This is a genomic window from Actinomadura sp. BRA 177, from assembly GCF_013372625.1.
Classification (GTDB): Bacteria; Actinomycetota; Actinomycetes; order Streptosporangiales; family Streptosporangiaceae; genus Spirillospora.
This window is the reverse complement of record NZ_JABXFD010000466.1, coordinates 1-11656: the sequence shown is the minus strand read 5'-3', so window position 1 is coordinate 11656 and position 11656 is coordinate 1. Positions and strand designations below refer to the sequence as shown.

General features: G+C 70.1%; 12 protein-coding genes. 8 read left to right on the top strand and 4 right to left on the bottom strand.

Translation table 11 applies throughout. The features are described 5' to 3' along the window. Positions 1-84: 84 nt before the first annotated feature. Entirely contained in the window at positions 85-774 is a 690-nt protein-coding gene (locus tag HUX53_RS27370; RefSeq protein WP_176406095.1) for a murein hydrolase activator EnvC, read from the bottom strand. A gap of 382 nt (positions 775-1156) precedes the next feature. Here HUX53_RS27370 and rpsB point away from each other — a divergent pair, with 382 nt between their 5' ends. From rpsB to HUX53_RS27345, 5 genes are all read left to right on the top strand, one after another. Continuing rightward, entirely contained in the window at positions 1157-2158 is a 1002-nt protein-coding gene (rpsB, locus tag HUX53_RS27365) for a 30S ribosomal protein S2 (protein WP_176406094.1), read from the top strand. Positions 2159-2241: 83 nt separating this feature from the next. Continuing rightward, a complete protein-coding gene (gene tsf, locus HUX53_RS27360; RefSeq protein WP_176406093.1) occupies positions 2242-3078 on the top strand; it encodes a translation elongation factor Ts in 837 nt (278 codons plus the stop codon). 153 nt (positions 3079-3231) lie between these two features. Beyond that, on the top strand, positions 3232-3933 hold the full coding sequence (gene pyrH, locus HUX53_RS27355) for a UMP kinase (protein WP_309237466.1): 702 nt from the start codon (positions 3232-3234) through the stop codon (positions 3931-3933). A gap of 74 nt (positions 3934-4007) precedes the next feature. After that, on the top strand, positions 4008-4565 hold the full coding sequence (frr, locus tag HUX53_RS27350; RefSeq protein WP_176406097.1) for a ribosome recycling factor: 558 nt from the start codon (positions 4008-4010) through the stop codon (positions 4563-4565). Beyond that, positions 4565-5617 carry a phosphatidate cytidylyltransferase gene (locus HUX53_RS27345; RefSeq protein ID WP_255205685.1) on the top strand — a complete coding sequence of 351 codons (1053 nt, stop codon included), beginning with the start codon at positions 4565-4567 and terminating at the stop codon, positions 5615-5617. The genes frr and HUX53_RS27345 overlap by 1 nt, the downstream gene beginning before the upstream one ends. Positions 5618-5635: 18 nt before the next feature. Here HUX53_RS27345 and HUX53_RS27340 read toward each other — a convergent pair whose 3' ends face one another. Further along, positions 5636-6781, bottom strand: a complete 1146-nt coding sequence (locus HUX53_RS27340) for a suppressor of fused domain protein (protein WP_176406091.1) — start codon at positions 6779-6781, stop codon at positions 5636-5638. A gap of 114 nt (positions 6782-6895) precedes the next feature. On the opposite strand from HUX53_RS27340, the gene rlmN reads away from it, so the two are divergent. Genes rlmN through HUX53_RS27325 form a run of 3 tightly spaced genes read left to right on the top strand, consistent with a single transcriptional unit; the run spans position 6896 to position 9499 of the window. After that, entirely contained in the window at positions 6896-8056 is a 1161-nt protein-coding gene (rlmN, locus tag HUX53_RS27335) for a 23S rRNA (adenine(2503)-C(2))-methyltransferase RlmN (RefSeq protein ID WP_176406090.1), read from the top strand. Positions 8057-8108: 52 nt separating this feature from the next. Then, positions 8109-8612, top strand: a complete 504-nt coding sequence (locus tag HUX53_RS27330; protein ID WP_176406089.1) for a DivIVA domain-containing protein — start codon at positions 8109-8111, stop codon at positions 8610-8612. A 59-nt stretch (positions 8613-8671) separates the two neighbouring features. Next, positions 8672-9499, top strand: coding sequence for a DUF1963 domain-containing protein (locus HUX53_RS27325; RefSeq protein WP_176406088.1), 828 nt, complete (start codon positions 8672-8674; stop codon positions 9497-9499). A 702-nt stretch (positions 9500-10201) separates the two neighbouring features. Here HUX53_RS27325 and HUX53_RS27320 read toward each other — a convergent pair. Together HUX53_RS27320 and HUX53_RS27315 are read right to left on the bottom strand one after the other, a co-directional pair. After that, positions 10202-10891, bottom strand: coding sequence for a hypothetical protein (locus HUX53_RS27320; RefSeq protein WP_176406087.1), 690 nt, complete (start codon positions 10889-10891; stop codon positions 10202-10204). After that, positions 10888-11604 (bottom strand): ATP-binding cassette domain-containing protein, encoded by a 717-nt coding sequence (locus tag HUX53_RS27315; protein ID WP_176406086.1) that lies wholly within the window; start codon positions 11602-11604, stop codon positions 10888-10890. The genes HUX53_RS27320 and HUX53_RS27315 overlap by 4 nt, the downstream gene beginning before the upstream one ends. Positions 11605-11656 lie beyond the last annotated feature (52 nt).

Sequence of the window (11656 nt, the reverse complement as noted above, 5' to 3'; positions counted from 1 at the left end):
GTCTTCGGGTGGGTGGGGCACGGCGGATGGTGGTTCGTGTGGCCGCCGCACCGCACTGGGTGTGCGGGGCGGCGGCCGGGTGGATCAGGGGGTGCGGCGTAGGCGGCGTTCATGGGCGAGGTTGATGACGCCCGGCGGGGGACGGCGGCGGCGGTGCAGGCGGAAGCGGATGCGGGTGCGGCGCCAGACGAAGGCCATGGTCAACGTCAGGACCATGCCCGTCAGTGCTCCGCCCGTCGCCGTAGTGGCGTCGCGCAGGGCCATCCGAGGCTGCGGCCGCTCCGGGGAGGGGCTTGCAGCCGGAGAGGGACGCGGCCACTGGGGGAAGAGGCGTACCTGGCGTTGAACGAGGTTGAGCGGGTCCAGGTAGAGAGCGCCCCGGCGCAGCCCCCAGTGCAGGCAGGGCACACGGCAATGGAGCAGGCCGTCCTCCAGGACGCCGATCCGCGTGCCGGACGCGACCCGGCGCCCCACATGGACGCTCGGACGGACGGGCAGGTACGTCGTCCGAAGTGCCCCGTGGTCGATCGCGACGACACCGCGTCCGGCCAGGCGGTCGGCGTAGGAGACGCGTCCCGGCCCGGCGGCGTAGACGGCCTGCCCGGGACGTCCCGCGAGATCCACCCCGCGGTGGCCCGGCCCCCACGGGCTCGACGGCGGCGCGAAGGCCCGGAGAACCCGCGGAGCGGGCGGGCCTAACGGCCACCGCCACGCGTCCAGGCCCGGCGTGCCGGCGGCGATCATGCAGGTGAGCAGCAGCGTGAGCAGCGTCATGCAGCGCAGCCTGCCGGGTCCCCGCCGCCGTGTCGACGGGGTCGGTGAACTGTGGATAACCCCGCCGACCGTTGATGCCCGGATGCGTCGGCGCCCTGATAATCTGTAGGGGTGCCCGGAAGGACACCGGCCAGGGCCAGGCCGTCATCGAACCGCCTCCGGGCGGGGAGACGAGAAGCCGCTCCCGGAACGGACAGGCCCAGACCCGGCAACGGGCCAGCCGCCTGGGACACCCACGGCGGCTGATTTCACGCGTCCGCATGCCACCACACGGTGGGGCGCAGTCCCTAGGTCCGTCGCGCAGGCGACGGTGGGGCCGCACCCGGGCGCAGGCAGACAACCAAATGCGGCCCGGAAGGGCCAGAGAAGGAGAACACGGGCAATGGCACCCGTCGTCACCATGCGGCAGCTCCTTGAGAGCGGCGTCCACTTCGGCCACCAGACCCGCCGGTGGAACCCGAAGATGAAGCGCTTCATCCTCACCGAGCGCAACGGCATCTACATCATCGACCTGCAGCAGTCGCTGTCCTACATCGACCGCGCGTTCGAGTTCGTCAAGGCCACGGTGGCCCACGGCGGCACGATCCTGTTCGTCGGCACCAAGAAGCAGGCCCAGGAGTCCATCGCCGAGCAGGCGGCCCGGGTCGGCATGCCCTACGTCAACCAGCGCTGGCTGGGCGGCATGCTCACCAACTTCTCCACCGTCCACAAGCGGCTCACCCGGCTCAAGGAGCTGGAGGAGATCAACTACGACGACGTGGCCGGCTCCGGCATGACCAAGAAGGAGCTGCTCGGCCTGCGCCGTGAGAAGGACAAGCTGGAGCGCACCCTCGGCGGTATCCGCGACATGGCGAAGGTTCCGAGCGCCATCTGGATCGTGGACACCAAGAAGGAGCACATCGCGGTCAACGAGGCCAAGAAGCTCGGCATCCCGGTCGTGGCGATCCTCGACACCAACTGCGACCCCGACGAGGTCGACTACCCGGTCCCGGGCAACGACGACGCCATCCGCAGCGTCAGCCTGCTGACCCGCGTGGTGGCCGACTCCGTCGCCGACGGGCTGCTCGCCCGCGCGGGCGCCGCGACCGGCGGGGACGAGAAGCCGGCCGAGGGCGCCGCCACCGCCGGCACCGCCGAGCCGCTGCCCGAGTGGGAGCGCGACCTGCTGGAGCAGAAGTCGGCCGACGAGGAGAAGCCGGCCGAGGCCACGGCGGACGCCGAGGCGGCGCAGCCGGAGCAGGCCGAGGCGGCGCAGCCGGAGGCCCAGGCCGAGCAGGCCGAGCAGGCCGAGCAGGCCCAGCCGGAGCAGGCTGAGCAGCCGGAGCAGGCGCAGGAGGCCGCGCCCGAGGCTCCGCAGGCCGCCGAGGCCGAGCAGCAGGCTTGATCCCACGGTCCCGGCGGCCCTCTCAGGGCGCCGCCGGGACCGTCGCGGGTCCACGACCAACGACGAGAGAAGCGAAGAGAGCGATGGCCAACTTCACCGCCGCTGACGTCAAGCGGCTACGCGACCTGACCGGCTCCGGCATGATGGCCGTGAAGAACGCCCTCACCGAGGCGGACGGCGACTTCGAGAAGGCGACGGAGCTGCTGCGCCTCAAGGGCGCCAAGGACGTCGGCAAGCGCGCCGAGCGCACCGCCGCCAACGGCCTGGTCGCCGAGCACTTCACCGGCTCGGGTGATGGCGCGCTGCTGGAGCTCAACTGCGAGACCGACTTCGTCGCCAAGAACGCCCAGTTCATCGAGCTGGCCCAGCGTCTGGTCGAGTTCGCCGCCGGCAGCGGCGCCGCCGACGCCGCCGGCGTGCTGGCCGCCGAGATCGAGCCCGGGAAGACCGTCCAGGCCCTGATCGAGGAGAACAGCGCCAAGATCGGCGAGAAGCTGGAGCTGCGCCGGTTCGCCCACTTCCAGGGCGCCTACGTGGCCAGCTACCTGCACAAGTCCGACCCGTCCCTGCCGCCGACCACCGGCGTGCTGGTCGAGCTGGACACCGAGAACACCGAGGTCGCCAAGGACGTCGCGCAGCAGATCGCCGCGATGGCGCCGAAGTACCTCACCCGCGAGGAGATCCCCGCCGAGGCGATCGAGAAGGAGCGGGCGCTCGCCGAGCAGCTCACCCGCGACGAGGGCAAGCCCGAGCAGGCCATCCCCAAGATCGTCGAGGGCCGGGTGAACGCCTACTTCCGCGACTTCGTGCTCGTGGAGCAGGCGTTCGTGAAGGACGGCAAGAAGACGATCGCCAAGGTCCTCGACGAGGCCGGGGTGAAGGTCGTCCGCTTCGCCCGGTTCAAGGTCGGGCAGGCGTAAGGGCACTCTGGAGACGGGGTACCCGAGAGACATCGCAACCGCAACGAGGAGGCCGCCGACGTGCCGGACAAGCAGACCACTAGCGCGACGGCGGCCTCGTCGTCCGGTGGGCACACCACCGGCGGGCACGCGCCGCGGGCCGGCTGGAAGCGGGTGCTGCTGAAGCTCTCGGGCGAGGCCTTCGCCGGACGCGACCCGCTCGGCATCGACCCCGAGGTCGTCCAGCACGTCGCCGAGGCCATCGCCGAGGCCGTCCGGGACGGCGTGCAGGTCGCGGTCGTCTGCGGCGGCGGCAACATGTTCCGCGGCGCCGTCATGGCCGAGCGCGGCATGGACCGCGGCCGCGCCGACTACATGGGGATGATCGGCACCGTCATCAACTGCCTCGCCCTGCAGGACTTCCTGGAGAAGCTGGGGCTGGACACGCGGGTGCAGACCGCCATCACCATGAGCCAGGTGGCCGAGCCGTACATCCCGCGGCGCGCCATCCGGCACCTGGAGAAGGGCCGTGTGGTCATCTTCGGCGCGGGCCTCGGACAGCCGTTCTTCTCCACCGACACCACCGCCGCCCAGCGCGCGCTGGAGATCGGTGCGGAGGCGGTACTGAAGGCAACCCAAGTGGACGGTGTGTACGACGCCGATCCACGAAAGAATCCAGACGCGGTCAAGTTCGACCGTTTGGATTACGGTGAAGTCCTACAGCGGGGCCTGAAGGTCATGGACGCCACGGCCATCAGTCTCTGCATGGACAACACTCTGCCCATCGTGGTCTTCGACCTCATGGGGCAGGGCAACATCGTCCGGGCCGTCCGGGGTGAGAAGATCGGCACGCTGGTCAGCCCGGCACAGGGCTGACCGCAGCCCGCGACGGCGCGGAGCGCGCCGGGCAACCGCAGGAGCAGGGCCGACCAGATGACATGGGAGTCACAGTGATCGACGAGACCCTCTTCGAGGCCGAGGAGAAGATGGAGAAGGCGGTCGCGGTCGCCAAGGAGGACTTCCAGGCCATCCGCACCGGCCGGATCACCCCCGCGGCGTTCAACAGGATCACCGCCGAGTACTACGGGACGCCGACCCCGATCAACCAGCTCGCCTCGTTCACGCTGCCGGAACCGCGGATGGTCATCGTCCAGGTCTTCGACAAGTCGTCCATGCAGGCGGTGGAGAAGGCGATCCGCGACAGCGACCTCGGCGTGAACCCCACCAACGACGGCAACGTGATCCGCGTCGTGTTCCCCGAGCTGTCGGAGGAGCGCCGCCGGGAGTACATCAAGGTCGCCGGGACGAAGGCGGAGGAGAGCCGCGTGTCGGTCCGCAACATCCGGCGCCGCGCCAAGGACACCCTCGACAAGCTCGCCAAGGACGGCGAGGCCGGCGAGGACGAGGTCCGGCGTGCGGAGAAGGAGCTCGACGACACGACGCACCGCTACGTGGCGCAGATCGACGAGCTGCTCGAGCACAAGAAGGCCGAACTGCTCGAGGTTTGATGGAACTCGATGACGCCGGGGAGCCCACGGGTTCCCCGGATGAGCCGGAGGTCGACATGGCCGGCCCGCCCCCCGGAGAAGCTCTGGACTCGCCCTCCGAGCAGGACGGTCCCGCGGAGGTGCCGCCGGTCCCGCCGGTCGGCGCCACCGCCGCGACGCCCCCTGTGACGTCCTCACATGGGGCTTCCGGCGCGTCCGCTGAAACACCTCCCGGGGCTTCCGAACCGGAAGAGAAACCGCAGAGCAGGACCGGCCGCAACCTGCCGCTCGCCATCGGCGTGGGCGCCGGTCTGGGCGCGCTCGTGCTGGTGTCGCTCTACACGGTCAAGGAGATCTTCCTTGCCGTGATGATCGTGTTCCTGTTCCTCGGCATGCGCGAGCTGACCGAGGCGTTCAAGAGCCGCGACATCCGCGTTCCGTTCATCCCGGTCGCGACGGGCATGGTGGGCACACCCGTCGTCGCGTACGTGTGGGGGCCCACCGCCACGGTGGCGGCGGTGTCCCTGACGGTGCTCGCGCTACTGATGACACGGATGACCGAAGGCTCCGCGGGATACGTGCGTGACGTTGCCGCCGGTTCGTTCGTGGCGGGCTACCTGGTGCTGATGGGCGGGATCGTCGCGCTGCTCATGCGGCCGGACGACGGAGACCACCGCATCGTCATCTTCATCGCCACGACCGTCGCCAGCGACATCGGCGGCTATTTCGCCGGGTCCTTCCTGGGCAAGCACAAGCTGGCCCCCACGATCAGCCCGAAGAAGACGTGGGAGGGCGTCACCGGTTCCGCCATCACGTGCATGGCCGTCGGCGGCTGGCTCGTCTGGTGGCTGCTGGACGGCGGGCAGGTCTGGCAGGGCGTGATCATCGGCCTCGCCGCCGTGGTCACCGCGACCGCCGGCGACCTCGTCGAGTCGATGGTCAAGCGCGACCTCGGCATCAAGGACTTGGGAACGCTCCTTCCGGGCCACGGCGGGGTGATGGACCGCCTCGACTCCCTGGTCGCGACGGCCCCCGTCGTGTGGCTTCTCCTGGAGCTCTTCCTCCCGACGTAGGACGCGCCTAGGGTTGCTCTAGGAGATGACCCAGGAACGGCCCTGCTGGGCGAGGCGCCGTATGAGCGCGTCCGATCCCTCGCTCTTCGCGTAACGGTGCTCCTCGCCGGTGATGGGCACGAGCCACAGCCACCGGACGGCGTCGCCGTTCAGCGTGAGTCCGGTCATGGCGGGAGCCTCAGGGCCTGCCAGACGGCTCGGATCGTCCAGGAGGAGGACGCCTTCCCAGGACGACTCACCGCTGCCCAGCGGGAACGTGCGGGCTTCGTGGTACCACTTCACGACGTCCCCTGGGGCGAACCACGTCACCGAACGCCATGGGTACTGCGCCAGCCAGGGGAAGATGCTGCCGGCCTTCTGGCTGGGGAGCGTGCTCGCGACGGCGAGTTCGATCCGTCCGTAAGGGGCGACGTCGTCTTCGTACAGTTCGACCGTGGGCATGCGCTGGCGGCTCATCCCGACAGTGCTCAATACGGTGAATTCCCGGTCGCCCCTTGCGGGACGTTCCGACACCCCTACTGTCGGGGCGACTCCCGCCCTGCCGCTCGCCAACTGCCGTCCGACATCATGCCAGTAGTGGCCACTCGGGCCGAGCCGTTGCAGCAGGTGGCCGAGCACCGACTGCTGGAACTCCGCCCAGGAACCGTCGGCCCGGCACCGCTTCCAATGCTCGCGCGCCAGGTCGATGCGCGGCCCGAAGTCCTCGATCTCCTCGTCCAAGGGGAACGCGAACGGGCTCTGGCGGGTGGCGTCGCGGGCGTATCCGGGGATGCCGCGTCCCATGTCCGACCAACCGGGGATCACGAACAGCGGGTCGCCGGCCTCCAGGACGGCGACGCCGTCGCCCTCCTCGAACCACACGACCTCCATGGACTCGGCGTCCAGCGCCTGGCGTCCCGACGCGTCGCGCACGTGGGACTCGGGCAGGAGGGGCGGACGGCCCGCGTCCAACCGGGACTGGTCCAGCTCCGGCGGGGCCTTGCGGTGGTTCGCGACCCACGTCGCCCCGACCACCGAGTCCCGCGCGTCCTTCAGGTAGGCCACGGTGACGTCGCCGTCGGTCTCGACGACGAGCCGCCTGCTGCCGTACGGGCTCGCCGCGGCGTGGACGACCTTGGCGGCGGACGCCCGGGACGAGACGCCGCCCTTACGCAAAACGGACATGATCGAGACCTTAGTCGCAGACAAGGTCATGTGCAGGAATGTCGTCTTACAGGTAAGGACGTCCGCCTGCGGACGGACGATGCACGGCCCGGTGTTTGCGACACTGGAAGGACCATGTCTACGACCCAGCCCGCCCCCACCCAGCCCGGCACCACGGGTACCGCGCCCAAGAAGACCCCGGCGAAGCTCGTCTTCGCCGCCCCGAGGCGCGGTAAGCCGCCGAGGCACCTCGCCGACCTCAGCACGGCGGAGCGCCGCGAGGCGGTCGCCGAGCTGGGGGAGAAGCCGTTCCGCGCCGATCAGCTGTCGCGGCACTACTTCGCCCGCCTGGTGGACGACCCCGCCAAGATGACGGACCTGCCCGCCGCCGTCCGCGAACGCCTGGTCTCCGAGCTGCTGCCCTCGCTGCTGACGCCGGTCCGCGAACTGGACTGCGACGGCGGGACGACGCTCAAGACGGTCTGGAAGGCGTTCGACGGCGTTCTGTTCGAGTCGGTGCTGATGCGCTACCCGGACCGGGCCACCATGTGCGTCTCGTCCCAGGCGGGGTGCGGAATGAACTGCCCCTTCTGCGCGACCGGTCAGGCAGGGCTCACACGTAACCTCTCGACGGCGGAGATAGTCGAACAGGTCGCCGCGGGCGCGCGCGCACTTGCTCGTGGGCGCATCCCAGGAGGGCCCGGACGAGTCTCCAACATCGTCTTCATGGGCATGGGCGAACCCCTGGCCAACTACAAGGCCGTCATAGGCGCGGTGCGTCGCATCACCGATCCGGCACCCGCCGGCCTGGGCATCTCCCAGCGTTCGGTCACGGTTTCCACCGTTGGGCTCGTCCCGGCGATCGAGAAGCTCGCCGCAGAGGACATGTCCGTCCGGCTGGCGGTCTCCTTGCACGCGCCTGACGACGAGCTGCGCGACGACCTCGTACCCATCAACAACCGGTGGAAGGTGTCCGAGGTACTGGACGCCGCATGGGCCTACGCCGACCGCAGCGGACGCCGTGTCTCGATCGAGTACGCCCTCATCAAGGACGTCAACGACCAGGCGTGGCGGGCCGATCTTCTCGGCAGGCTCTTGCGCGGGAATCTCGTACACGTCAATCTGATCCCGTTGAATCCGACGCCGGGTTCCAAGTGGACCGCCTCACGGCCCGAGGACGAGCGCGAGTTCGTCCGGCGCCTGGAGGCCCACGGGGTCCCGGTCACGGTGCGCGACACTCGGGGCAGGGAGATCGACGGAGCCTGCGGGCAGCTGGCGGCGTCGACCAAGGACTGAGCGCGCCGCGGGCGTGCCCCCTGCACCCCGCGGGCGCGGGTGGAGGAGCACGGTGAGGACTGGCGCGCGGTTGCCGGTGGTCTTGCGCGGCTATGACCGGACCCAGGTCGACACCCTGCTGAAGCGCATCTCGCAGGCGCTGGACGGCGGGCCGCCGGTCTCCGCGGACGAGGTCCGCGCGACCCGCTTCGACGTCGTCCTGCGCGGCTACGACAACCGTTCGGTGGACGAACTGCTGCGCGAATGCATCAGGGAGCTCCAGCTCAAGGAGCCGATCGGGGAACGTCCCAGGCGGCCGCGCGCACAACCCGGCTGGCTGATCAACTGGATCCAGAACGCCCGGTTCGCCAGCGCCGGCCTGCGCACCGGCTACGACGTCCGGGACGTGGACGCCTTCCTGGACCGCGTGGTCGCCGGCCTCCGCGGGACCGCCCCGCCCGTGACGGCGCGCGACGTGCGGGAGAGTGCCTTCCGCGTCGTCCTGCTGGGGCCCGGCTACGACGAGCAGGAGGTCGACCGCTTCCTCGTGCAGCTCGCGGGTGCCTTGGAACGCTGAGTTATCCACAATTTCGCCGGCTGCTGCGCGCCGTCCCCGGCCCGCGTCACGCTACGTGCATGGACTACTTCATCGCGCAGTTCCGCAGGCTCCGCGTCCTGCTCGACGCATTCCTCGCCCCGGAGATCACGGCCCTCCTCCTGCCCCTGGCCAGGCCGGCGCTGCGACTCGGCGCCGGCGACGGGGCCCCCGCCCACCTCGGCGGCACGCCCCTCCTCCCACCGGACGAACCGTGGCCCGAGTGGAACGGCCGCCCCCTCGACTTCCTCGGCGCGATCGACTTCGCGGGCTTCTCCCGCTACGGCGAGATCCCCGGCCTGCCCACGTCCACCACGATCGCCTTCTACTACGCCACCGAAACCCCACGCCCGTGGGGCGACGAAGCCGCACAACGCAACGGCTGGCGCCTCTACACCGGCCCCCTTCAAGCCGCGACACCACCACCCGGGACGACCTCGTACCCCGAGACCACACTGGCCGCCGCCCCGTTCCTCTCTCTGCCTTCACCCCAGGAGCCCGTCGTCCAGCGCCTGGAGACGATCTACAGCGGCGTCCTTGCGGTCTACGCGCAACTCCACGCCGCCTGGACACGCCACACCTGGCCGGAGAACGCGCCGACACACCAACTGGGCGGCTGGCCGGTCCTCGTCCAACGCCCGGTCGGCCCCGACTGCCTGTACGCCTCGACCGGCCGCACCCTGCACTCCCCGAACTCCCCGGCCCTCACCCCCGACGAGCAACGCACGGCCGAAGAGTGGCGCCTCCTACTCCAACTCGACTCGGACCCCCGCCTCGGCTGGTACTGGGGCGACCCGGGCCGCATCTACTTCTGCAACCGCCAGAACGCCCCACTGAAAGAAACCTGGCTAACCCTCCAAGCCGCCTGAGACCGCCCCCACGTGCCATCCACAAAGCCACCCCACCGGACCGCGCCCCGACCCACCCAAGGCAACCCGCAGCCCCGCACAACCAGCCCTCACGACGGCGCCCGCCGACGACCTGACGACTGGGGGCCGGGTGAACCGTTCCCAAGCGGCCGCCAAACCTTCACGGACACGACGTGGGATCGGGGGTGCGCATCCACGCTGTGCAGACCTGCCGCCCTCGCGAACTGATTACGGCGGTTTCAACTGGCTCCACTGGAACGGCCTCGTCTGGCCCCACCGGAAGATCCAGTGGCAGCTGGATTCGGCCCCGGTTCAGGCAATTAGCGACAAGAAGGAGCTGGTCACGGGTGGAGCCACATCAGGTCGCCGCAGGCATGCCGCCGCTGAGGGGGGCCACTCCAAGCCGCCTAGGTGGGGCCGCCTGAAACCGCCAGAACCACGCGATCCCGCGCATTGCGCTCAGCAAGACGGTGGCCGGACCTCTCATCACCCCAACGGCACCCTCGGGGCCCGGTGACGTCACCACCAGGTCATGGACTCGACCGAGGGAATGCCGGGCCCGGAGGCCAGCGCCCCTCTCGCAGGCCCCAGAAAACATAAGGGGGAGTGACCGCGTGCGGGGGCAGAGGCGGTGGCGTGTGGTGTGACGTAGAGGGCGCCGACGATCAGGGCCAGCGGGGCAGGTGGAGGGCGATAGCGGGGTCAGGGGCGGTGGCGTGTGGTGGTGATGTAGAGGGCGCCGACGGCCAGGGACCAGAGGAGCAGGTGGAGGGCGATGGCGGGGAAGCCGGAGGTGAAAGCGTGGGGGCCGTCGTGGGCGGTGCGCAGCCATTCGATCATCGGGACGGAGAGCCAGGCGAGGGGGCCGATACCGAGGAGGAGCAGCGCCAGGGCTCCGCCGAGGAGCGTGAGCAGCGATACGCCGGGATCGGGGATGACGGCCCGGCTTGTCCACGCGCCGAGCAAGGTCCCCGGGACGGCGACGAGGAGGTTCAGGCCGCAGCCCGTCAAGATCGCCGAGCCGGGTGGACCCGCCTGGACGGCCTGCAGGAGAGGAACGGCCAATGCCACGACGCCGAGGCAGAGATTCATCGCGTATGCCGCGAGCAGCCCCGCCCAAACAGGCGTGGACGGGCGGCGGACGGCGGTGGCCGTCAGTGCGCACTGCTCGTCGGGCTGCGTGTCGAGCAGACCGCGCGCCGCCCAGGCCCACACGGGGAACATGAAGGCCGCCACGTCCGCGAACGTACTGACGGCGAGAGCAGAGGCGTCCGGCCCGGCCGGCCCCTCAACGAGGATCAGCCCCACGAACAGCGCCACGACGATGAACGGCTGCAGGACGCGCAGCGAACGGACATAGCCCGCCACCTGGAACCGGACGAGCGCGATCACCGTCCGGACCTCCGCACCCGGTAGCCGTCCGCGCGCAGCTTGGTCTCCAGTGCGTCGGCCTCGTCCCCGGGCACCTCGACCTCGAGGACGGTCCAGTCGGCGGTTTCGTCGGGCGCGAGGCGGGTCACCGAGGCATCGGCCACCCTGAGCCGGTCGATGCCCGGCAGGACCTCGATGCAACGCTGATGGTCGCTGACGACCACGGTGGTCCCGCTGGCCGCCAATCCGGTGATCAGTTCGGGCAGTGCGTCACGGGTGGCGGCGTCCAAGCCCGCGAACGGCTCGTCCAGGATCAGGAGTTCGGGGCCGTCCATGAGCGCCTGAGCGAGCCCGACCTTTTGCGCGCTGCCCTTCGACAACTCAGGCAGCCGCACATCGAGGAGGTGATCGAACCGGAGCTGCTCAGCCCACGCACCGACCGCGTCCTCCGGCACCCGGCGCATCGCGGCCATGTGTCCCAAATACGCCCGGACGCTGAACGGCTGGTCCACGGGGAAGCGCTCGGGCGCGTACCCCACTCTTGCGGGACGGTCCACGACGACGCCAACGCGCGGCCGGCGCAAACCGGCGATCACGCGCAGCAACGTGGACTTCCCAGCACCGTTGTGCCCCGTCACCTCGGTAACGCTGCCGGGCGCAAGAGAGAACGTGACATCCCTGAACACCCAGGGATCCCTCCGCCGATACCGAAAGGCGACATTCTCCAGCCGCATGAGAACCACACGCTAACCCCACCCCCGTAAGCTACCTTAAACACATCTCCCA